The organism is Pseudomonas sp. WS 5021, assembly GCF_012985535.1.
GTDB lineage: Bacteria > Pseudomonadota > Gammaproteobacteria > Pseudomonadales > Pseudomonadaceae > Aquipseudomonas.
This window is the reverse complement of record NZ_JAAQWP010000001.1, coordinates 1,243,846-1,267,140: the sequence shown is the minus strand read 5'-3', so window position 1 is coordinate 1,267,140 and position 23,295 is coordinate 1,243,846. Positions and strand designations below refer to the sequence as shown.

Genomic DNA, 23,295 nt, shown 5'->3' with positions numbered 1-23,295 from the left:
TCTTAACCAGCGCGCCAGCCCGGTACAGCACTTATTCCGGCCAAATACCCAGACAGATAAGCCGCAGACTCAGAAACAGTCCGCCGCCAGCTTGTCGAGGACCCGGTCCGCCTTGCCCTCGGCCTGGGCCATGGTGCGCTGCCAGACCGCGACACAGGGCTGTAGATCGGCCTGCTGCGCGGCTTGCGCCAGCCATTGCCAGCAGTCATGCCAATCCCCCAGCGCGCCCTGGGCAGACTTGAGGCGGGACATGGCCTTGGCCGGCACCTGGCCCAATTGCGGGTAGGCCTCGGCCGCGTAGCGCACGCGCTTGATCAACAAGCGCAGGCGATGGCGATCGTGATCGGGATCGTGCAGTGCCACTTCCAGTGCCTGCCATTGCTTGGCCAGGCGCTTTTCGATGCGCGTGCGCAGGCCCTTGAGCAGTTTTTGCTGCTGGGATGCGCGGATAAATCGTGGAAAGGCTTCGAGGATCAGCAGCAGTCGCGCCAACTCCGGGCTTTTCGCCACCTGTTGATAGGTCTGCGACTGCAGGCGCAGGCGCCGGGCGGCTGCTTGGTGATAACCGTGCTGCTGCAGATACGCCGCCAACACCTCGCGGTCGCGCAGCGGCGTGGTCAATTGGCCGACTGCGCTGGCGGCCGTCTCCAGTTGCTCGACGCCGGGCAGCCCGCGCAAGGGCCGCAACAGGCTGCGCAGACGGCGCACGGTGGTGCGCAGGTCGTGCAACGCTTCGTCATCGGTAACCGCCGCCAGGCGCGCCTGGCAACTCAACAATCCGACTTCCAGGCCAATGACCTGGGCGACTAACTGATCCACCAACGCCGACATGCTGCTTCCCCTGTTAAACAACGTCCATGCACCTGCGCAAAACAGGTGTCTGGAACCACCTTAACCATTCCCCCCGCGGGTTGCGCTGACTCGGATCAACGCCCGGCGCGCGACTCACGGATATAGAAACGGGCTTTTTCGGCTTTGCTGGCACAGCCTTCAAACGCTTCGAATTGCTGCTGGGTCTTGGCGCCGGTCAGCAACGACAGGGCCTTGGAATAGCTGACCGTGCCGGCAAACCCTTCGGCCTTGGCCAGGTCCAGTTCGTGCCACGCAGCATCCAACTGGCTGCCACAGCTATCGCGATAGGCCGTTTTGCCGGCACAACCGGCCAGGGCCAACACAATCACAGGCAAACACATCCAGGCTTTCATCAATGACACCTCAAGAAAAGAAAACAGTCGTGGGATGTAGACGCTGCCTACATCGAAAAGTGCCTTGTCACACAGCCTGAAATGCCCAGTACTGATAGCCAAAGCATACCCGAGCAAATAGGTCGGTTTACGAAATTTATCGCTCCGGTCAACTAGGATTGAAGCAGCCCCCTGGTTAGGTGCATTGTGGACAGCTGTTTTGCGAAGGATCCGGTCATGAAAAAACGCGTTGCATTGGTCCTGGGCTCCGGCGGAGCAAGGGGTTATGCCCATATCGGGGTGATCGAAGAGATCGAAAAACGAGGCTATGAAATCGCCTGTATCGCCGGCTGTTCCATGGGCGCGGTGGTGGGCGGGATCTATGCGGCGGGCAAGCTGCAGGACTACCGGAACTGGATCGAAAGCCTGGATTACCTGGATGTGCTGCGCCTGGTGGATGTGAGCTTTCGCCTGGGGGCGATACGCGGCGAGAAGGTCTTCGGGCAGATCCGCAAGATCGTCGGCGAGATCAATATCGAAGACCTGCGCATTCCCTACACCGCGGTGGCCACCGACCTGACCAACCAGCAGGAAATCTGGTTCCAGGAAGGCTGCCTGCACCAGGCCATGCGTGCCTCGGCAGCGATCCCCAGCCTGTTTACCCCGGTGATGCAAGGCAACCGCATGCTGGTGGACGGCGGCCTGCTCAACCCGCTGCCTATCGTGCCGGTGGTGTCGAGCCATTGCGACCTGATCATTGCGGTCAACCTCAACGCCACCAACCAGAAACACTACACCCTGCCGGTGATCCAGCGCCCGCCGGCGTTCAAGAGCCGCTTCGATAACCTGGTGCGTTCACTGGGCTCGCACCTGCCGTTTCGGCGCAAGCAGGCCGAGCAATTATTGTTGCTGGAACAGGAAGCACTGCAGGCGCAAGCCGCCGATATCAACCCTTGGCTCGAAGGCGCCGAGCCCGAATCCCAGCAACCGGCTGCGGCCCCGGAAACGCCCGGCGCCCCCAAGTCGGCCACCGGTTCGTTCATCATCGACAACGTGGGGCCGGCATCGCTGCTGGACTTGATCAACCAGAGTTTCGAGGTGATGCAGACGTCGCTGGCCCAGTACAAAATTGCCGGCTACCCGCCGGATGTGCTGATCAACGTGCCCAAGCGCGTGTGCCGGTTCTTTGAGTTCTACAAGGCGCCGGAACTGATCGCGTTGGGGCGGGAGATTGCCAGTGATACGCTGGATCGGTATGAGAGTGAGCAGAGTTGAGCTCTGCGGCGGGTTTTATGGCCTCATCGCGGGCAAGCCCGCTCCCACCTTTTGCATGTATTCACACACCTAAATGTGGGAGCGGGCTTGCCCGCGATGAGGCCGGCCCAGCAACCACAGTCCCTCAGCAGCCCCCAACAACCAATACCCCACCTTTTGCATGTATTCACACAGCTAAATGTGGGAGCGGGCTTGCCCGCGATAGGGCCGGCCCAGCAACCACAATCTTTCAGCACTCCCCCCCCAACAACCGATACCCCACCCCCGCCTCGGTCACGATAAAACGCGGCTGGGTTGGGTCATCCGCCAGCTTTTGGCGCAAGTGCCCCACCACAATCCGCAGGTAGTGGCTGTCTTCGGTATGGGTCGGGCCCCAGATATCCTTGAGTAGTTGCTGCTGGGTGATCACCCGGCCCGGATGACGCGCCAGTTGCGCCAGGACCGCGTATTCCTTGCGGGTCAGGGCCACATCGACACCGTCCAGCAGCACCCGCCGATACGCCAGGTCGACCGTCAGCGGGCCGAAACTCAGTGCGGCTTGCTGCGCTTCGCCGGTGGGCGCCTGGCGCAGCAGCGCACGCACCCGGGCGAGGAACTCCTGGATGCCAAATGGCTTGGTCACATAGTCGTTGGCGCCCCCATCCAGGGCCTGGACCTTCTGCCCTTCGCTGGCACGCACCGACAACACCAGCACCGGGGCGCTCGACCATTCGCGCAGCTCGCACAGCACCTGTTGGCCGTCCATGTCCGGCAGGCCCAGGTCCAGCACCACAAGGTCCGGCTTGCTCAAGGCCGCCTGGGCCAGCCCTTCGGCGCCGGTCCCGGCCTCAATCACTTTGTAGCCCTGGGAGGCCAGGCTGATGCGCAAGAACTTGCGGATCTGCGGCTCGTCGTCAATGACCAAAATCGTCGCAGTCTGGCTCATGGTGTTCCATCACAATCGCTGAAAAAAGATAAGAGTAGCGCAGCGGGTATCACGCTTCACTCTCCAGGCTCGGCTGCGTCTGCAACGGCAGGAACAAGGTGATGCAAGTGCCCCGCCCCTCGATGCCCTCGGCCACGCTGATATGCCCGCCGTGGGCGCCAACCATGCCCTGGCAGATTGCCAGGCCGAGTCCGGTGCCCTGCCCACCCCGGTCGCCCCGTGCGGCGGTGTAGAACATATCGAAAATCTTCGCCCGCTCGTCTTCGGGAATCCCCGGCCCTTCGTCACTGACCGAGAAAAACAGCGCCTGCTCGGCGACGCCGGCGCGCAGTTGCAAGCGGCCATGGGGCGGTGAAAAGCGTGCAGCGTTTTCCAGCACATTCACCAGTGCCTGCTCGATCAACGCGGCATGTACATAAAGCAACGGCAACTCGGGCGGCACATCGGTGCTCACCTGCAACGGCGCCAGCACCGCGCGCAAACGGGCGAGGGAACTGCCGACGATATCGCCGGGCGACACCCAGTCCCGCGCCAGCTTCAAGGCGCCATGGCCCAGGCGGGTCATGTCCAGCAGGTTCTGGATGTAGCGGTCCAGGCGCTCGGCTTCATCGCGGGTGCCTTCCAGCAACTCACGCCGATCTTCCAGGGGAATCGCTTCGCCCAGCGCCAGCAGGCTGTCGATGCTGCCGCGCATGGAGGTCAGCGGCGTGCGCAAGTCATGGGACACCGAGGCCAGCAAGGCGCTGCGCAGTTGTTCGGTCTCGCCGTGCAAACGGGCGGCCTCCAGGTTCTGGGCCAGTTGCGCGCGGGCCAGTGCCTGGGCCAACGGTTGGCTCAAGGCCGTGAGCAAGCGCCGGCGTTGGCCACTGAGTTCCAGGCCGGCCTTGGGGCTGACGCCGAGCAGGCCCAGCGGACCGTTTTCAGCAGACAACGGCCACCACCACCAACGCCCAAACGGCAAGGTGCCGGTGCCCATGCCCGCTGGCTGATCGTGCTGCCAGGCCCAGTCGGCGGCGGCACGTTCAGCCTCGGTGAAGGTGATCGGCCCACCGGTCTCGACCTTCCAGTCACTGGGCCCGTCGCGATTGACCAGGCACAGCTGCAAATCGCTCCAGCCCTGCAGATGGTGGGCCGCCGCGCTGACCACCGCCTGGCGATCGGTGGCGGCGGTGAGTTTGCGCGACAGGTCGAGCAGTTCACTGGTTTCTTCCTGGGTGTCGCGCAATGCCTGCAACTGCCGACGCTGGCGCGCAGCCAGGTTGCCAGTCAGCGCCGCCATCAGCAGAAAGAACAGCAAGGTCAGCACATCCTCTTCACGCTGGATGGCGAAGGAGAAATTCGGCGGGATAAACAAAAAGTCATAGGTCATGAACGACAACGCCGCACACGCCAATGCCGGCCCCAGGCTGCTGCGGACCGCCACCAGCAGCACCGCCGCGAGGAACACCAGGGAGATATTGGGCAGCGGCAGGACACTCGACACGCCCCATGCCAATGCACTGGCCAGCACGGTTGCCAGCAGCGCCAGGGCGTAGTCGAACCACACCAGACCACGTACATCGGGCAAGCGCGGCGGCACCGGCGTTTCATCGCTATCGAGGACGTTGATCTCCAGGCCCCGGGCATTGCGCAACAAGCGCGCCGCCAAGCCACCGCCGAACAGCCGGCGGCGCCAGCGCGGGCGCGACTGCCCCACCAGCACCAGGCTGGCACGGCGTTCGGCCGCGTGCTGGATCAGGGTCTTGGCCACTTCGCCGGCCCGCAGCAACACCACTTCGCCGCCCAGGCGCTCGGCCAGTTGCTGGGCGTTTTGCAAGCGCAGCCGCGACTGTTCGTCACGTACCCGGCCGTTGTCCACATGCACCAGGCTCCAGGGCAAATGCCGGCGCTGGGCCACACGGCTGGCGTGGCGCACCAGGCGTTCGGCCTCGGCATCGCCATCCACCCCCACCAGCAAGCGCCCGCGCACGGTGGGCGCGGCCTGGCCCAGTTGCCGGTAGCCCTGGGCCAGATCGTCATCGACGTGCGCGGCGGCGGTCTGCATCGCCAGCTCGCGCAGGGCCATGAGGTTGGTCTGGGTAAAGAACGCATCGATGGCCGCGCGCGCCTGCTCCGGCACGTAGACCTTGCCGTCACGCAGGCGCTCCAGCAGCTCGCGGGATGGCAGGTCGATCAGCAATAATTCATCGGCTTCCTGCAATACCCAGTCCGGCAGGGTTTCACGCACCTGCACGCCGGTGATGCCACGTACCTGATCATTGAGGCTTTCCAGGTGCTGGACGTTGACCGTGGTGAACACGTTGATCCCGGCAGAGAGCAGCTCCTGGATGTCTTGCCAGCGCTTTTCGTGGCGGCTGCCGGGGGCGTTGCTGTGGGCCAGCTCGTCCACCAGCACCAGCACCAGCTTGGGCTTGGTGGCGAGCAAGCCGTCGAGGTCCATTTCTTCGAGCATCACCCCACGGTATTCGGAGCGCAGCAGCGGCTGCTGGGGCAAGCCACTGAGCAAGGCCTCGGTCTCGGCGCGGCCGTGGGTTTCCACGACGCCGGCCACCAGTTTGACGCCCTGGCGCAGTTGGGTGTGGGCGGCCTGGAGCATCGCGTAGGTCTTGCCCACGCCCGGTGCGGCACCGAGGAACACTTTGAGCCGGCCACGGCCGTGCTTGGGTAGGTCGGCTAGAAGGGCGTCGGCGCGGCCGGAGTCACTCATGGGGCAGTCTTCTTTCAGTTAGGGATGTTGGGAACAGGTTGGCGCCATCGCGGGCTTGCCCTAATGCCAGTCAGTTAAGCGCAGACCCCCTGTGGGAGCGGGCTTGCTCGCGAAAGCAGTGGGTCATGGGCCGGCGTCTTCGCGGCGATGCGGCGATCCGACAAGCCCGCTCCCACATTTGATCTTCACTGCTTTGAGCATTGCGTTCGCTTAACTGATCGGCACCAGGGCAAGCCCTCGATGGCGGCGCAACGGTCTACAACTTTTCCAGCGCCATATTCAGCGCCAGTACATTCACCACCGGCGGCCCAACCAGCGGCTGTTCGATATGCTCGTCCATCAAGCGCTCCAGGGTCGACACCGGCAACTGGCGTGCCGCCGCTACCCGCACCAGTTGATAGGCAATCGCCTGCGGTGGCAAGTGTGGATCAAGACCGCTGCCGGAGGTAGTCAATAGCGCCAGGGGCACCGGGCCCTGGCCGGGGCCCTGGATTTTCGCGGCGTCGTCAAACACCCGCGTCGCCAGCGCCGGGTTGCTCGGGCCGAGGTTGCTGGCGCTGCTGGACACGGTGGCAAACGCACCCGCCGAAGGCCGCGAGTGGAACCAGCGCTCGCCGGTAAATTCCTGGGCAATCAGGCTGGAACCGCGCACCTTGCCTTGGTCGTCACGCACCAGGCTGCCATTGGCCTGGTCGGGAAAGGCCACCTGGGCGACACCGGTCACTACCAACGGATAGGCCACGCCCGTGATCAGGGTCATCAATACCAACAGGCTCAAGGCCGGACGGATCATGCTGGACATTTCATCTTCCTCAATTGATTCGGGACCTGTAGGAGCCGGCTTGCCGGCGACAGCGGTGTGTCAGTTACACCGCGTCAAGCGGATCGCCGGCAAGCCGGCTCCTACAGGGTTGGGTCAGACCAGGTGCAGCGCGGTCAAAAGCATGTCGATCGCCTTGATCCCGGCGAACGGCACCACAAGCCCGCCCACGCCATAGATCAACAGGTTGCGTCGCAGCAGCGCCGCCGCACTCGCCGCCTGCACCCGCACACCGCGCAGGGCCAGCGGGATCAGCACCACGATGATCAGCGCGTTGAACACAATCGCCGAAAGGATCGCGCTCTGCGGGCTGTTCAGGTGCATCACGTTAAGCACCCCCAGTTGCGGGTAGATCGAGGCAAACAGCGCCGGCAGGATCGCGAAGTACTTGGCCACGTCGTTGGCAATGGAAAAGGTGGTCAGCGCGCCCCGGGTCACCAGCAATTCCTTGCCGATCTGCACCACGTCCAGCAGCTTGGTCGGGTCGCTGTCGAGGTCGACCATGTTCGCCGCCTCGCGGGCCGCCTGGGTCCCGTCATTCATGGCCATGCCCACGTCCGCCTGGGCCAGGGCCGGGGCGTCGTTGGCACCGTCGCCACACATGGCCACCAGGCGCCCGTCGTTCTGCTCATGGCGGATGCGCGCCAGTTTTTTCTCCGGCGTGGCTTCTGCCAGCACATCATCCACGCCGGCTTCAGCGGCAATCGCGGCGGCGGTCAATGGGTTGTCGCCGGTCACCATCACCGTGCGGATCCCCAGCTTGCGCAGCTCGGCAAAGCGCTCACGGATACCCGGCTTGACCACGTCCTTGAGGTGGATTGCGCCAAGCAATTTACCGTCGGCACACACCAGCAACGGGGTGCCGCCGCTCTGGGCGATCTTGTCGATTTCCCGGGACAGCGCGGGCAACAGGTCTTGGCGTTGCAGGCCGATAAACGCCAGCAGCGAATCGACCGCACCTTTACGGTAGACCCGGCCCTGATAGTCCACACCAGACAAGCGCGTTTCGGCGCTGAACGGCACGCCTGTCAGCTCTTGCACGGAGGGCTCGTTGTACGGATGCAGGGCGCGCAGGTATTCGACGATGGATTTGCCTTCCGCCGTATCGTCGGCCAGCGAGGCCAGCAGCGCGCCTTCGGCCAGTTCCTTGCCGTTGACGCCAGGCGCGGCATAAATGCCTGCACAGCGACGGTTACCGAAGGTGATGGTGCCGGTCTTGTCCAGCAGCAGCACATGCACGTCCCCCGCCGCCTCCACGGCGCGCCCGGACTTGGCGATCACATTGAGGCGCACCAGGCGATCCATGCCGGCGATGCCGATGGCCGATAACAGGCCGCCGATGGTGGTGGGAATCAACGTCACCAGCAGTGCCACCAAAAACACCAGCGGAAGGCTGCCATTGGCGAAATGGGCGAAGGGCTGCAAGGTCACCACGACCAAAAGGAAGATCAGGGTCAGGCCGATCAGCAGGATATCCAGCGCCACTTCGTTGGGGGTTTTCTGGCGCTTGGCACCTTCGACCAGGGCGATCATGCGGTCCAGCGTCGACTCACCGGGGTTGGCGGTGATGCGAATCAGCAGCCAGTCCGAGACCAGCCGGGTATTGCCGGTGACGGCCGAGCGGTCGCCGCCGGACTCGCGGATGACCGGCGCGGACTCACCAGTGATCGCCGCCTCGTTGACCGCCGCGATGCCTTCAATGACTTCGCCGTCGCCAGGGATCATTTCCCCGGCCGCGACCCGCACCACATCGCCTTTGCGCAGGCTGGTGGCAGGCACTACCGTGAAGCTGCCATCGGCCTCCTGGCGCCGCGCACTCAGGCCTTCGCTGCCAGCCTTGAGGCTATCGGCGCGGGCCTTGCCACGGCCTTCGGCCAAGGCTTCGGCGAAGTTGGCGAACAGCACGGTGAACCACAGCCACAGGGCGATCTGCACCGCGACAAAGGTCGGTACGCTGCTGTCCGGCACCAGGCACAACACGGTGGTGAGGATCGCGGTCAGCTCGACCACCAGCATCACCGGCGAACGCTTCAGCTGGCGCGGGTCCAGCTTGACGAACGCCTGGATCAGCGCCGGGCGCCACAGGGCCGAGATCGCGGTCTTGGCCGACTCCTGGGTCTTGACCGCAGCGGTATTGTTTACAGGCATATTCATGTTCATACCCCTTAGAAGCCCATGCTCAGGTGTTCAGCAATAGGGCCCAGTGCCAGCGTCGGCAGGAACGTCAGGCCGCCCACCAGCAAAATGGTCACGGTCAGCAGCGTCACGAACAACGGGCCGTGGGTCGGGAAGCTGTTTTGGCCAATCGGTGCGCTTTTCTTCATCGCCAGGCTGCCGGCCAGGGCCAGGACCGGGAGGATGTAGCCAAAGCGGCCGATCAACATGCCCAGGCCCAGCATCAGGTTGTGAAACGGGGTGTTGGCGCCCAGGCCACCGAAGGCCGAACCGTTGTTGGCACTGGCCGAGGTGTAGGCATAAAGCAACTGGCTGAAGCCGTGGGGGCCGGGGTTGCTGATGGTCGCGGCGGTGGCCGGCACGCTGGCGGCAATCGCGCCGAGTACCAGTACGCCGACAGGCATCACCAGCAGCGTCACCACCAGCAACTGCACTTCCCGGGCCTGAAGTTTCTTGCCGAGGTATTCCGGGGTGCGGCCGATCATCAAGCCGGCGAGGAATACCGCGATCAGCACGTTGAGCAACATCCCGTACATACCGGCACCGACGCCACCGAAGATCACTTCGCCGACCATCATATTGACCAGCGCGACCATCCCGCTCAGGGGGTTGAGGCTGTCCTGCATGCCGTTGACCGAACCGTTGGACGCCGCCGTGGTGGTCACCGACCACAACACGGTGCCGGTGGTACCGAAGCGCGATTCCTTGCCTTCCAGCGGCGCAGCCTGCTCGACGGCCGGGTTGTTCAGGGTCGGGTTGGGCTGGTACTCAGACCACAACGACACCGAGCCACCGATCAGGAACAGCGCCAACATGCAGCCGAGGATCGCGCGGCTCTGGCGCAGGTCCTTGACGTAGTGGCCAAAGGTGAACACCAACGCCACCGGGATCATGATGATCGCCGCCAGTTCAAACAGGTTGGCCCAGGCGGTTGGGTCTTCAAACGGATGCGCCGAGTTGACCCCGAAGAAGCCGCCGCCGTTGGTCCCCAGTTGCTTGATCGCAATCTGACTGGCGGCCGGACCGAGCGGGATCACCTGATCGACGCCTTGCATCGTCAGGGCGTCGACATAGTGGGCGAAGGTTTGAGGCACGCCCTGCCAGACCAGAAACAACGCCAGCACCAGGCACAATGGCAGCAGGCCATAGAGGGTGGCGCGGGTCATATCCACCCAGAAATTGCCCAGGGTGCTGGCAGACTTGCGACCGATCCCACGACACAGGGCGACAAGCACCGCAAGGCCAGTGGCCGCACTGACAAAATTCTGCACGGTCAGGCCCACCATCTGGCTCAGGTAGCTGAGGCTGGCTTCACCGCTGTAGGACTGCCAGTTGGTGTTGGTCATGAAACTGACGGCGGTGTTGAACGCCTGCGTCCACTCCTGACCCGGCAATTGCTGCGGGTTGAGCGGCAGGTAACCCTGGAACAACAGGATTGCAAACAACAACAAAAAGCCCGCCAGGTTAAAGGCCAGCAGGGCCAGGGTGTACTTCTGCCAACTTTGCTCTTGTTGCGCATCAACCCCGGCCACGCGATAACACACGCGCTCCACCGGCCCGAACACCGGCGTCAGCCACGTGCGCTGCCCTTCCATCACCTTGTAGTAGAACCGCCCCAGAAATGGCGCCGGAACCAGCACCACGGCGAAGAAGGCGATGATCAGCCAATAGTCATAACTGTGCATAGCCGCTCCTAACCCCGGTCCGCGCGCAACAGCGCAACCAGCAGATAAATGAACAGCGCCACGGCCAGTAGCAGTGACACCCCGTCCAGAACACTCATGGAAGTTTCTCCGTCAAACGGCCACTGCCGCGTATGGGGCATTGTCCGCAGGAGGCGCGTAAAGGAGCGAGGGCGAGTGGGTGGTGGAGGCGTAAAGACGGCGTAAAGAGTGGGCTGGGCTTAGGTCTGCGAGATGGCTATCGCGGCTAAGCCCGGCGCCTGCGCTTGAGCGTGTTCACCGAGCCCATGTGGGAGCGGGCTTGCCCGCGATAGCGCCAGTGCAGTCACCACCGCCCTACCCTGGTGCACGAAATAACAGTCTCAAACAACAAACTATCTCCCAGGCGACAGTTGCTGCCCTTTACGACGCCCTTTTCCAAGCTGGCATGGCCGCTGCAATGTCCTGAAACATTCCAAACCGTTCAGGGAGCAGCACGATGAACACACAACTCAAGCCCACCTTGGGCACCTTGCACCTGTGGGGCATCGCCGTCGGGCTGGTGATCTCCGGCGAGTACTTCGGCTGGAGCTATGGCTGGGGCGTGGCCGGGACGATGGGCTTTTTGGTGACGTCATTGATGGTCGCCGCCATGTACACCTGCTTTATCTTCAGCTTCACCGAACTGACCACCGCGATTCCCCACGCAGGCGGGCCGTTTGCCTACAGCCGCCGAGCGTTCGGCGAGAAAGGTGGGTTGATTGCCGGGCTGGCCACCTTGATCGAATTCGTCTTCGCGCCCCCGGCGATTGCCCTGGCCATCGGCGCCTACCTGAATGTGCAGTTCCCGGCACTCGACCCGAAACACGCAGCGGTCGGGGCCTACTTCGTGTTCATGGGCTTGAACATTCTCGGGGTCAAACTGGCTGCGACCTTTGAATTGGTGGTGTGCGTGCTGGCCGTGGCCGAACTGCTGGTGTTTATGGGCGTGGTCGCCCCGGCGTTCAGCTTCAGCAACTTCGCCCTCAACGGCTGGGCGGGCGCCGACACCTTTGGCGCACCGGCCGTTGCCGGGATGTTCGCGGCGATCCCCTTTGCCATCTGGTTCTTCCTCGCCATCGAAGGCGCCGCCATGGCCGCCGAAGAAGCCAAGGACCCGAAACGCACGATTCCCAGGGCTTACATCAGCGGCATCCTGACCCTGGTGTTCCTGGCCATGGGCGTGATGTTCTTTGCCGGCGGCGTGGGCGACTGGCGCACCCTGTCGAACATCAACGACCCCCTGCCCCAGGCGATGAAAACCGTGGTGGGCGACAGTTCCGGCTGGCTGCATATGCTGGTGTGGATCGGCCTGTTCGGCCTGGTCGCCAGCTTCCACGGCATCATCCTCGGCTACTCGCGGCAGTTCTTCGCCCTGGCCCGCGCCGGGTACCTGCCCTCCTCCCTGGCCAAACTGTCACGCTTCCAGACACCCCACCGGGCCATCCTCGCCGGCGGCGTGGTGGGCATCGCCGCAATCTACAGCGACGGCCTGATCAACCTTGGCGGCATGACCCTGACCGCCGCGATGATCACCATGGCCGTGTTCGGCGCCATCGTCATGTACATCATGAGCATGCTCAGCCTGTTCAAACTGCGTAAGAGCGAACCGCTGCTGGAGCGCACCTTCCGCGCGCCGGGCTACCCTATCGTGCCGGCCATCGCCCTGATCCTGGCGCTGGTGTGCCTGGTGGCCATGGCGTGGTTCAACACCCTGATCGGCCTGATCTTCCTCGGGTTCATGGCCGCAGGTTTCATCTACTTCCAACTAACCGCCCAAGACCGCGCCGATGCACCGGCAGATGCAATGTTGACCGGGCTCTAAACCAGCGAGGCAGAACGGGCCTACAATGGAACGACTGACGAATGCCGTCACTCAAAGCTGATAGTGCCGTGGGGAATTTTCCCCATGGCAGTCGGCCTCAAGGAGAGCCCTATGCCCTGGTATGCCTGGTTGATCATGGTGGTCGCTATCGGTTCGATCGTCGGTGGCTTGATGATGCTGCGTGACAGCGCCAACAAAGTGGAACTGACCGACGAACAACGCAAACGCGTCGCCGAGCGCAATGCTCAGGCGGACGCCAAGGATGCGCAGGATCGCTGAAACAAACGCCTCGTGCTGACCGCTACTGGCAGCACGCCAGGCGAATCGATTTAGAGTAGTGCAAATTTGTAATCGCACCGAGAAACGCCGCCAAACCTTGGTTAATATGGCCTGATGTTTCAGAGGGCCTTCTTATGCGCTACTCGCAAAATCACAAAGCTCAAACCCACCAGCGCATCATTAAAGAGGCGTCGGTCCGGTTTCGTCGCGATGGCATCGGCGCCACCGGTCTGCAACCCCTGATGAAAGCCCTGAACCTGACCCATGGCGGGTTCTACGCCCACTTCAAATCCAAGGACGAACTGGTGGAAAAGGCCCTGCAAGCGGCCTCCGCCGAGCTGGACGCACATTGTGCGATGCTCTTCAGCCAGGAACGACCGCTGGAAGCCTTCATCGACAGTTACCTGTCCGAGTGGCACCACACCTCCCCGGACCAAGGCTGTCCGTTACCCACCATGTCCTCGGAACTGGGACAGCGCGGGCAACAGAGCCCCACCACCGATACAGTTCTCGGCGCCCGTCTCAATCAAATCGAAACCGCATTGGGCAACCCCAACGCAGACGAGCAAAGCCTGGTGATGATGTCCACACTGGTGGGCGCGTTGGTCCTGGCGCGTAGCGTCGAAAACCCGGAACTGGCGACACGCATTCTCGACGTGGTGCGAGAAAGCCTGAAAACCGGGGTCAATACAGCCTCTGCAGACATAAAAAAGGCCGGTCAATGACCGGCCTCGTGCCTTGATTACTTAACTTCCAGCCTGTCGCGATTCTTCTCCAGCAGCGACTTGCCAATTCCCTTCACTTCCAGCAACTCATCCACCGCCGTGAACGATCCATTGGACTCGCGATAAGCAATGATCGCCTTGGCCTTGGCGGCGCCAATGCCGAACAGATCACGGCGCAGGGTTTCAGCGTCTGCTGCATTGAGGTTGACCTTGGGGGTTGCTTGTTCGCTTGCACTCAACTGGGCCGCGAGCGGTACAGGCGCCTCGGGTTTGGACGATGGGGCGGCGATGGCCGTGATGGAAAGGCTGGTGAGAATGGCAAAAAACAGGGAGGAAAAAACCGATCTACGCATTGGAGACGCTCCATGACATCAGTGGGAAAAGCAGCTTTGCGAAGCTGCTTTTCAAACTTAGGTGATGTGGGGGGATAGTCAAAAATGGGTGAGTTACAACATATGGCAGCTGAAAATAAGCGCGTACCGCCTCAAGCGGCCTCGGGGCAAGGAGCCGAGCGGGCAAGGCACAATCAACACCTGCCCGAAAATATCAACGTTTATCTAAACGCGCTGTGCCAGAGCACGCACTGATTGCTTCATCTTGCCAGGTGAATTGGATATCATGGAATTTTTCGAAAAGAAGCGAGCCGGGACGAAATGCGAATGTCGACAGACCTGTACTCTGTAGCGGTAATTGGAACAGGCACTATGGGTAAAGGAATAGTACAGATCCTCGCGCAGTCGAATCAAATCTCGACCGTATTCTGGAAAGGGCGCAGCCTGGCTTCTGTTAATGACTCTCTAGTTGAATTGGAAAGCCAATGGAGTCGCCAAGTTAAAAAAGGCAGACTCGAAGAATCACTTGCCCGCCAATATCGCGAAAAAATAGTTACTGTTGAGCATTACACATCCCTGTCTGACTCGAAGCTGATCATTGAAGCTATTGCAGAGAACATGGATGCCAAACAAGCAATATTCAAAGAACTTTCGACCATATCGTCGGCCGATATGATCCTCGCGTCAAATACCTCCTCGCTCTCCATCACTGGCCTAGCGTCGCTGTGCGCTTTCCCTGAAAACGTGGTAGGCCTGCACTTTTTCAATCCGGCGCCGGTCATGAAACTGACTGAAGTTATCGCGGGGCTTGCTACCTCAAGTGCCACATTGGATTGGGCGGTCAACTTCTCCAAAGGTCTGGGAAAAGAACCCGTAATTGTTAACGAAGCTCCAGGATTTATCGTAAACCGGATGTTGATCCCTATGATCAACGAGGCCATTGGTATTCTCGCGGAGGGCGTCGCCACAGCCGAAGAAATTGATAAGGCGATGCGCTATGGCGCCAACCATCCAATAGGCCCGTTGGCACTTGCGGACCTGATCGGCAATGATGTGAATCTCTCGATCATGGAAACTCTGCACAATGAAACAGGCGATCCAAAATATCGCGCCCATGCCCTGCTGAGAAAAATGGTTAGAGCCAATCATCTCGGTAGAAAAACAGGCCAGGGCTTTTACAAATACTAATTCGCAAACAAGGCACTTGTTTTTTCAAGTGCATTGTCAGAAGGGAGATTTTAATGATACATGCAACCGCGATTATAGATGACGGTGCAAAGATTGGGAACAATGTCAGTATTGGCCCTTACAGCATTATTCATAAAAATGTCGTTATCGGTGATAACACCGAGATCGGTGCGTACTGTGAAATAGGCTTGCCGACGAAGCTTGCAAATGGACGCCCGCTGATCATTGGCAACGGCGCCGTAATCCGCTCGCACAGCGTATTCTATGAAGGTTCGACTTTTGGTGAAAACCTGGTTACAGGCCATCGAGTCACTATAAGAGAGCTGACAACAGCCGGTGACGGTTTCCAGATTGGCACTTTGGGCGATATCCAGGGCCACTGTGAGATTGGCGACTATGTCAAATGCCATAGTAATGTTCACATTGGGCAACACTCGACTGTGGGCAACTACGTCTGGATCTTCCCCTATGTGGTACTGACCAACGACCCTCATCCACCGAGTGAGGTGATGGCCGGTGTAACGATCGAAGACTTCGCGGTAATCGCTACCATGTCGGTCATATTGCCCGGTGTCACCGTTAAAAAAGGCGCACTGGTAGGTGCCCACAGCTCCGTGAACAAAGACGTCAATCCAGATGCCGTGGTTGCCGGCTCGCCCGCAAAGTTCATTTGCGGCACAGAGAAGATCAAATTGAAGGATGGTTCAGGGAATCACGCCTATCCATGGCGTCGACATTTCCACCGCGGATATCCAGAGAAAGCCGTCGCTGAGTGGATCAAGGAATTTTCGTAAGCCCCGCTGACGCTGGCTCATCAGTAAATCCTTTCATAGGTTTCACTGGTGAGCCAGGCCGCATCTCAAGGCTCCAGGCGACGCTGCTGATAGATCCAGTCCACGATCTCGCCATCCGGAGCATACCCACTGACCGTATCGCGTAGCAGTTGACGGACCCGGCTGTAGTCGTCCGCATCAACCGCGGCGAGCAGCTCTGTCAGCTTCCCTTTGAGTAACTCCCAATCCAGATGATCCTCGTTGGCACTCATGATCATCGGGTGCTGGGTGGCCACGACGTTGTCGCCAATCAGCAACTCCTCGTAGAGCTTTTCACCGGGACGTAGCCCTGTAAACTCGATGGCGATGTCACCATGTGGGTTTTTATCCGAACGAACACTCAGGCCGGACAGGTGAATCATCTTCTCTGCCAGCTCGACGATTCTTACCGGCTCGCCCATATCGAGCACGAACACATCTCCGCCCTGCCCCATAGAGCCCGCCTGGATCACCAACTGGGCCGCTTCGGGAATAGTCATGAAGTAACGCGTGATCTTGGGGTGAGTGACCGTAAGCGGCCCACCAGATTTGATCTGCTTGTGAAACAACGGAATAACCGAGCCAGACGAGCCCAATACATTGCCAAAGCGGACCATGGTGAAGCGGGTCTTGTTGACGCGGGAAACATTAGCCTTGTCGCCAAACAATACCGGGGCCAACTCACGGCTCAACGCCTGCAACGTCAACTCGGCCAAACGCTTGGTACTGCCCATGACATTGGTCGGGCGCACAGCCTTGTCCGTGGAGATCAGCACAAAGTTGGAGACCCCCGCCTGAAGCGCCGCCTGGGCGGTATTCAATGTACCAATGACATTGTTAAGGACACCCTCGGCAATGTTGTGCTCAACCATCGGTACATGTTTGTAGGCTGCCGCGTGGTAGACCGTATCAACATGCCAGGTCTTCATCACGTCGAGCAATTTTGCCTGGTTGCGTACCGAGCCTAGGATCGGTAGCAAGCGAACAGGCAGCGACTCACGAGTGATGCGCTGCTCAAGCTCGGACAGAATGCTGTAAAGGTTGAATTCACTGTGCTCGAACAGCAACAAGGTAGTAGGACGCAATGCCAGGATCTGGCGGCAAAGCTCCGAACCAATCGAACCGCCCGCCCCCGTGACGAGCACGCTCTGACCTTTGATGCAATGCTCCAGCAAATCGCCCTGGGCAGGCACGGCATCACGCCCGAGCAAGTCGGCAATGTCTACCTCCTGAATGTCATCGACCTTCACCCGGCCGCTGGCAAGATCCATGAAACCCGGCACACTCCGTACGTGCAGCGGGAACCCTTCCAACAGGCCGAGAATCTCGCGCCGCCGCGCACGATTGGACGACGGAATGGCCAACAGGATTTCCTGGGCCCCCGTGGTGTCGATCATCTGTTGAATGTGCTTGGGCTTGAACACTTGGAGGCCGGAGATGACGCGATCGGAAATACTGCTGTCGTCATCGATAAACGCCACCGGACGCATGACCCGCCCCATGCGAAGCGCAGCCACCAGTTGATTGCCGGCAGCACCTGCGCCGTAGATCGCAACCTTGGTCAGGCCATCATCGCGACTGGTAAACGGCACATGCTGGGCTGCTGCAAACCAATCCCCCAGAAAGTACTGGCGCATGGCCAGGCGCAAACCACCAATCATGATCAGGCTGAGCCACCAGTAGTTGAACACGATAGAGCGTGGTACGACGTTCTCGTGGTTGCTGTACCAATAGACTACAACCCCCAAGATCAACGCCGACAGGCTGACCGCCTTGATAATCGCGATAAGCGCATCGTTACCGAAGTACCGCATCACGGCGCGGTACATGCCAAAACGAATAAACAGCGGGATCGAGACGATTGGCGCGCTGATGAACAGCCATGAATGCAACACGACGGGGTTGACCAACTCGTCGATCCCCAGACGAACCACAAATGCCATCCAGAGGGCGAGCCAGACCAGCACGATGTCGGCAATGACCTGGAGGATGCGTTTGCGTCTGCGAGGAAGGCTCAGCAAATATGCCCGTAATTTATCCATGTTGTTCCCGACTACCCCTTACTGCATACAATTGAAAAAACGTTCGACTGGTGGCTTCCACCAGCGGCTCTGATGGGTAAAGACAAGCGCGTTGCAGAGGCTTTCACGCCTCATCAGAGGCTCACGCCAACAAATCATACAGGCTAAACAACCCAAGCTTCTGCCTGCTTGACCATCTGCGCCTTGGCAGCCGGAAGATTCCGACTGCCCATACTTTGCCCAAAGAACCTGACTAGTTGGACGGGCGAGAGTTGTATCCCGTTTCAATCAGTTCTTTGAGAATCAACGGCCCCAAGGCTTTTTCGGAGAAAAACACCGACGCCATGGATGTCAAATGACCATAGTCGAACGTTACCAATCCGGTTTTCCGATCATCTCCCAAGTAGGTGAGACAACCGTCCTGATCACAAAACACATTGATCGCTGAAAGATATTCGAAGCCGCCGGCACCATCCGCGTATCGCTGCGTCAACAGCCTATCAGTCTCAAGTGTTACAGACAGAAGATTGCTGGATATTCGCCGTGGAGTTTGGGACCAATACTTCCTGACGACCAGTTGATAAAGGTTTTGATCAAAGCGCGGCACTGGCCCAACGACTATGACTTTTTTGACTCCGGACTCTGTTGCAACGTGTGCAAGCTCTTTGAGGTTATTGACCGAATCATGCCCCTCAAGTTGCGCGATAACCAACACATCCGGCTTTTCCTTGCGCATTACTTCCACTGCAAACTCGTTTGATCGATCGCAATACGCGCGTCCACCTGTAGCGCGCCCAGGCAGATTTGCCTCACACCCCGAACTGGCCACCTGAAGAAGCGAAATATCTCCAGGCAATGCTTGCCTCAGGCCATAGGAAAACTGTTGGGCATGGGAGTCTCCCCAGATCATTACTTTAGTATTGCTGACAGGGGTATAGCAGCTCGCATCAATCTGTTGGCGTGGCGTCATCGTCGAATTGCCCGCTCGATAACTGTCGGCGTCAAAGAAGTCGCATTCGAACCTGTATTTTTCAAACATTCCGTGGGTGGTGGAATATGCCCAGCCGGGTAAGGAATTGTCAAAATATTGAGCATAACCTTCCCGCTCCTTGAGCGAGGATGGCAACCCAAAACGGTCAGCAAAGCCGTTTTTTACAAAAGTAGCGCCTCCGAGTATGGCAAGTGCCCCACCAATGGCAAGTAGCACCGGAGCCTTGGGAAATTTTGGGTTGATCTTCCGCAGCGGTAACTCGAGGAACCTGTAAGTCACATAAGCCAGCAAAACACTAACGCCTACCGCAAACATGCCGGAAAGAAGATTTAATTCATCCCCTCCTATGATCCGGATGAAGGTAATGACAGGCCAATGCCACAGGTAGAGCGGGTAGCTGATCAGTCCAATCCAGACCAAAGGCTTACTGGCAAGGAGCCGGTTGTTCAACCACGCCTGTGGACCTGCGAGGATCATCATCACGGCGCCGCAGACCGGCATCAACGCCCAAAAGCCGGGAAACGCCTTGTATTTATCAATCAGGACAACCGAGGCGAACAAAAAGGCCAGTCCCAATACAGAGAGAAGATTATTAATGCGCAATGAAACTTTCGCGGCTACCGACGCCGACTTGCCGAACACCGAAAAGTACGCGAGCAAACTACCCGACAGGATTTCCCAGAACCTATATTGCGGCATGTAGAACGCTGCGGATGGATTCACCGACAGTTTGTAAAGGCCAGCGCCGAATGAAATCACCGCCATGCCTATCAAGAGCGGTAGTACTAGGGCTCGCCGCCGCCAAAGCACCCAGCCAGCCAGGGGAAACAGAATATAAAACTGCTCCTCGACGCCCAATGACCAGAGGTGAAGCAGGATTTTCAGTTCTGAGGATGTATCGAAATAGCCTGATTCTTTATACAGGACCAGGTTTTGTATAAACCCGATTCCACCCAGGACATGCTTGCCCAGGAACTTGAACTCCGCCGCCATTAGCGCAAACCAACCTACCGCGTAACAGGCGAGCAGAACGATGATCAGCGCAGGAAAAATACGATTGACCCGGCGCTTGTAAAAATCAAGAAAACTAAAGTTACCCGCATCAAGGCCTTTAAAGATAATGCTTGAAATCAAATAACCGGAGATAACGAAAAAAATGTCGACACCAATAAATCCGCCACGCATATAGGCCGGAAAGGCGTGATACAAAACAACTGAAATGATCGCGAATGCACGTAACCCATCTATATCGGGCCGGTAGCTCAAATGGGATGCCAATGAGTCGGTTTTTTTCACTTCCTCATTGTGTCCTTGGATCATTGCCCTGCCACCCATCTAACCGAACTCCCGAGATAACCACTGTAAATGCCGCATTGATTCACTTGCCCCACTTCACGCCAGCGGCGCTACTCTCTCTGCCCTGCACTATATTTGATAGCCAGGAATACTAGGGGAAGATACGCAATAACTGTCCCCACCCCTGCATCCAGCCCAAAAAGCGCCACCGCCAATGCCAACGGCAACAGCCAAACTACATTGATAAAGGCAACCGCAAGTGTGACGGGCAGATGGCGGCCATATTGGCGGCTGGCAAATTGGTAGGCATGGCTGCGATGGGCCTCATAGACTTTATCGCCCCGGGCAAGCCGTCGGATGAGAGTAAAGGTCGCATCCACGATAAAGACACCCAGCATGATCAGCCAAGCGAAGAAAAACTCACTGCCGGCCCAGGCAGCCTGAACAGAAAGACCTCCCAGAATGATCCCCAGAAACCCACTACCTGCGTCGCCCATGAAAATACGGGCCGGCGGGAAATTCCAATACAGGAAGCCAGCCACAGACACACTCAACAACAAGGGTGCCCACATCATCGACGGCTGCCCGCTCAAAAAGTAAATCAGCGTCAGCGCAAGACAGGCACAGATAGCCTGCAGACTGGCAAGACCGTCAATACCGTCCATGAAGTTGTAGAGATTCAGCATCCAGACCAGGTAAAACACGGCCAGGACATGGCCTACCCAACCAAGATCGAACGTAACGCCAAAAGCTGAAATTGCCGGTAGTCCCTGCATCCAGGACAACATCCAGATCGCGGCGGCAAAATGCCCCAACAAGCGCCAACGAGCGGCGATATGACCATGATCGTCCATAAAGCCGATGATTGCGATCAACAACCCTGCACCTAGCAGAGCAGCACTCTCAGCAACCGTTATCAACTGGGCACCCGCCAGCCACACGAGTGCAAAGGCAAACGTCAGTACAATCGCCACTCCCCCACCGCGAGGGGTGGGGACCGTGTGCGAACTGCGGGCATTGGGAATATCAATGATGCTGCGGCGCAACGCGTATTGACGCAAGAGCGCCGTTAGCGCCAGGGAAACCAAGGCGACAATGGGAAAGATGTACCAGTACTTCATTCAGTTCGCTCGCTGACATAGTGTTGCGCAGTAACAGCAAGACCTTGCTCGAGTGTAAGTGGCGGCTGCCAACCCAACACCTGGCGCGCCTTGGTGACATCGACTTGCAGCGAGCCGCAAAGACGTTGGGACAGCGCTTTTTTGCCTAACAAAGTCGCCCCCCAGACCAGTACCCACTGTGGAACCGGTATCAACCTGGCTGGGGCGCCCAGGGCTTTTGCAAGTTTACGTAGCAGCGCACTAGTCGACACGTCATCCCCGTCGCTCGCCAAGAAGGTCTCATTGGACGCAGCCGGGTGAGTCGTACAGGTCAAGATCAGGCTCACGAGATTGTCCAGCGCAACGAGGCTTCTTTGGTTGCGTATGGCACCAAATGGCAGAGGAACGCGCTTCACGAGCCATTTCATCATGCTTTCAAAGTTGGCTTTGACTCCCGGTCCATACACAAGTACCGGTCGGATTATCACCACTTCAAGCCCGGTCTCAAGCGCAAGAGCTTTCAACGCCTCCTCCGCCTCCATCTTGGAAACACCATAAGGATCAACGGGCGCCGAGGGGTCTGTTTCGCGAAAAGGTCGGCCCGGGGCGGTTTGCTCGCCGTTGACTTTCACCGAACTGACGAACACAAAGCGCCTGGCTCCTGCGGACGCTGCGCTACGTGCCAACGCAAGGGTATGCCCGACATTGACCCGCCGAAACGCCGCAAGAGGATCCGTTTCGGTGTCGTTCATGACGTGAACGCGTGAAGCGAGATGAACAACAACATCTACGCCCTGCAAAGCTGGGTGCTCTGGTGACACAGCCGAGAAATCGGCAAGTACGACGTACTCGACATCAGAAGCAGAAGCATCCGGCAAACGACGGACAAGGGCACGCACCTGATAATCAGTGCTCCCCTGCAATTGTTGAATCAGATGACGGCCGACAAAACCGCTGCTGCCGGTGACCAATAACTGGGTTTTCATTTCTTTTGCCTCAAAACCGCCAACACCAGACACAAACCAGCGAATACCAACTTATCCCGTGGGCGCCTGCGGCACTTCGCGGCACTGGTCGCCAAGCGCAGCAGGTCCAGGCGCCCCAGCCCGATCCAGCGCCGGACAAAAGGTTCGTCAGCCATACCGACCATGCCGGCGATCAGTGCAGCCTGATTCAGCCACCAACCATCTAGCACTTGGGAAAGGCGTTTCTTGAACGCCTTTGAGCCGCTATTCACCCCGACCTGGTTACCACCATGCTGGCGATAGCGCATATAAGGCCGGCTATCGATCACCCACTTGAATCCGTGTGAACGGCTATAGGCATAACAATACCAATCATGCAGCGTCACACCCTGCACTTGTACAAAACGACTGTTGATATGCTGTTGAAGCTCAACAAACAGACGCTGGGAAAAGACGTAAGTGCACCCAGGGCCGGCTGCCTCGAACAAATGATCGTACGCAACCTGAGGCTGCGATTTGACAATGGTCGACTCGCGACCATCAGGCCAGAATGCCGTTACATTGCCGGAGTAGCCGTCAGCCCCTGTATCGTTCATGTGCTGCGTGGCGCTGACAAGTTTGTCTGGCAGCCAGATATCGTCCTGGTCGGCGAATGAAAAATAATCAAAGTCTTCAGTGGGTGCTTCATTGACCAGGCGGAAAAAGTTTCGTGCCGCACCACCAAATTTTTCACCGTGGGCCAGGGATTTGACCCTTGAGTCTCTCTGGCACAGTTGATCGACCCATTCTTCGGTACCGTCGTTGGAGCTGTCCACACTGATCAGAATCGAGACGGATACGCCCACTTGCCCCAAGATCGAGTCAACTTGTTCGGCCATCCAACGCATACCGTTGTAGGCAGCGAGCAGAACCAGAATACGTGGCTGCATCAGAATCCACCCTTAGTACTTGATCCAAAAACAATCCTTGAAAAAT

20 protein-coding genes are annotated in these 23,295 nt (G+C 59.1%); 6 read left to right on the top strand and 14 right to left on the bottom strand.

Annotated elements, in window-relative coordinates; translation table 11 throughout:
- Positions 1–69: 69 nt before the first annotated feature.
- Entirely contained in the window at positions 70–831 is a 762-nt protein-coding gene (locus HBO19_RS05890; RefSeq protein ID WP_170042802.1) for a CHAD domain-containing protein, read from the bottom strand.
- Positions 832–926: 95 nt separating this feature from the next.
- The gene (locus HBO19_RS05885; protein WP_029300795.1) at positions 927–1,205 is read right to left on the bottom strand and encodes a hypothetical protein; all 279 of its coding nucleotides are present in this window, start codon (positions 1,203–1,205) and stop codon (positions 927–929) included.
- Between the two features lie 216 nt (positions 1,206–1,421).
- On the opposite strand from HBO19_RS05885, the gene HBO19_RS05880 reads away from it, so the two are divergent.
- Positions 1,422–2,459 carry a patatin-like phospholipase family protein gene (locus HBO19_RS05880; RefSeq protein ID WP_169952699.1) on the top strand — a complete coding sequence of 346 codons (1,038 nt, stop codon included), beginning with the start codon at positions 1,422–1,424 and terminating at the stop codon, positions 2,457–2,459.
- 229 nt (positions 2,460–2,688) lie between these two features.
- On the opposite strand, the gene HBO19_RS05875 is transcribed toward HBO19_RS05880, so the two are convergent.
- The 6 genes from HBO19_RS05875 to kdpF all read right to left on the bottom strand — a co-directional run bounded on the left by HBO19_RS05875 (position 2,689) and on the right by kdpF (position 10,869).
- Positions 2,689–3,384 (bottom strand): response regulator, encoded by a 696-nt coding sequence (locus tag HBO19_RS05875; RefSeq protein ID WP_170057050.1) that lies wholly within the window; start codon positions 3,382–3,384, stop codon positions 2,689–2,691.
- Positions 3,385–3,433: 49 nt separating this feature from the next.
- On the bottom strand, positions 3,434–6,091 hold the full coding sequence (locus HBO19_RS05870; protein WP_170057049.1) for a sensor histidine kinase KdpD: 2,658 nt from the start codon (positions 6,089–6,091) through the stop codon (positions 3,434–3,436).
- Positions 6,092–6,347: 256 nt separating this feature from the next.
- Entirely contained in the window at positions 6,348–6,893 is a 546-nt protein-coding gene (kdpC, locus tag HBO19_RS05865; RefSeq protein ID WP_170057048.1) for a potassium-transporting ATPase subunit KdpC, read from the bottom strand.
- A gap of 114 nt (positions 6,894–7,007) precedes the next feature.
- Entirely contained in the window at positions 7,008–9,065 is a 2,058-nt protein-coding gene (gene kdpB / locus HBO19_RS05860; protein ID WP_169952707.1) for a potassium-transporting ATPase subunit KdpB, read from the bottom strand.
- A gap of 11 nt (positions 9,066–9,076) precedes the next feature.
- Positions 9,077–10,771 carry a potassium-transporting ATPase subunit KdpA gene (gene kdpA / locus HBO19_RS05855; RefSeq protein ID WP_170057047.1) on the bottom strand — a complete coding sequence of 565 codons (1,695 nt, stop codon included), beginning with the start codon at positions 10,769–10,771 and terminating at the stop codon, positions 9,077–9,079.
- An 8-nt stretch (positions 10,772–10,779) separates the two neighbouring features.
- Complete coding sequence (kdpF, locus tag HBO19_RS05850; protein WP_032863112.1) at positions 10,780–10,869, bottom strand: K(+)-transporting ATPase subunit F; 90 nt, start codon at positions 10,867–10,869, stop codon at positions 10,780–10,782.
- A 377-nt stretch (positions 10,870–11,246) separates the two neighbouring features.
- Between kdpF and eat the strand changes: the two genes are divergently transcribed.
- The 3 genes from eat (at position 11,247) to HBO19_RS05835 (ending at position 13,615) form a co-directional block, all read left to right on the top strand.
- Positions 11,247–12,611 (top strand): ethanolamine permease, encoded by a 1,365-nt coding sequence (gene eat, locus HBO19_RS05845; protein WP_170057046.1) that lies wholly within the window; start codon positions 11,247–11,249, stop codon positions 12,609–12,611.
- Positions 12,612–12,722: 111 nt separating this feature from the next.
- The gene (locus tag HBO19_RS05840; protein ID WP_003172675.1) at positions 12,723–12,890 is read left to right on the top strand and encodes a DUF2897 family protein; all 168 of its coding nucleotides are present in this window, start codon (positions 12,723–12,725) and stop codon (positions 12,888–12,890) included.
- A gap of 134 nt (positions 12,891–13,024) precedes the next feature.
- A complete protein-coding gene (locus tag HBO19_RS05835; protein ID WP_169952712.1) occupies positions 13,025–13,615 on the top strand; it encodes a TetR/AcrR family transcriptional regulator in 591 nt (196 codons plus the stop codon).
- 17 nt (positions 13,616–13,632) lie between these two features.
- Here the strand turns inward: HBO19_RS05835 and HBO19_RS05830 are convergent, their stop codons facing one another.
- Entirely contained in the window at positions 13,633–13,968 is a 336-nt protein-coding gene (locus tag HBO19_RS05830) for a helix-hairpin-helix domain-containing protein (protein ID WP_170042796.1), read from the bottom strand.
- Between the two features lie 306 nt (positions 13,969–14,274).
- Here HBO19_RS05830 and HBO19_RS05825 point away from each other — a divergent pair, with 306 nt between their 5' ends.
- Both HBO19_RS05825 and HBO19_RS05820 read left to right on the top strand, forming a co-directional pair.
- A complete protein-coding gene (locus tag HBO19_RS05825; protein WP_170042795.1) occupies positions 14,275–15,135 on the top strand; it encodes a 3-hydroxyacyl-CoA dehydrogenase NAD-binding domain-containing protein in 861 nt (286 codons plus the stop codon).
- Between the two features lie 53 nt (positions 15,136–15,188).
- Positions 15,189–15,929 (top strand): N-acetyltransferase, encoded by a 741-nt coding sequence (locus tag HBO19_RS05820; RefSeq protein ID WP_170042794.1) that lies wholly within the window; start codon positions 15,189–15,191, stop codon positions 15,927–15,929.
- 65 nt (positions 15,930–15,994) lie between these two features.
- On the opposite strand, the gene HBO19_RS05815 is transcribed toward HBO19_RS05820, so the two are convergent.
- The 5 genes from HBO19_RS05815 to HBO19_RS05795 form a co-directional block, all read right to left on the bottom strand.
- Positions 15,995–17,989, bottom strand: a complete 1,995-nt coding sequence (locus HBO19_RS05815) for a nucleoside-diphosphate sugar epimerase/dehydratase (protein ID WP_169952718.1) — start codon at positions 17,987–17,989, stop codon at positions 15,995–15,997.
- Positions 17,990–18,221: 232 nt separating this feature from the next.
- Positions 18,222–20,279 carry an acyltransferase family protein gene (locus HBO19_RS05810; protein WP_170057045.1) on the bottom strand — a complete coding sequence of 686 codons (2,058 nt, stop codon included), beginning with the start codon at positions 20,277–20,279 and terminating at the stop codon, positions 18,222–18,224.
- Between the two features lie 86 nt (positions 20,280–20,365).
- Positions 20,366–21,376: a glycosyltransferase family 4 protein gene (locus HBO19_RS05805; RefSeq protein WP_170057044.1), complete on the bottom strand. Its 1,011-nt coding sequence runs from the start codon at positions 21,374–21,376 to the stop codon at positions 20,366–20,368.
- Positions 21,373–22,341 (bottom strand): SDR family oxidoreductase, encoded by a 969-nt coding sequence (locus HBO19_RS05800; RefSeq protein ID WP_170042791.1) that lies wholly within the window; start codon positions 22,339–22,341, stop codon positions 21,373–21,375. Before HBO19_RS05800 ends, HBO19_RS05805 begins: the two co-directional genes overlap by 4 nt.
- Positions 22,338–23,249, bottom strand: coding sequence for a glycosyltransferase (locus HBO19_RS05795; protein ID WP_170042790.1), 912 nt, complete (start codon positions 23,247–23,249; stop codon positions 22,338–22,340). The genes HBO19_RS05800 and HBO19_RS05795 overlap by 4 nt, the downstream gene beginning before the upstream one ends.
- Positions 23,250–23,295 lie beyond the last annotated feature (46 nt).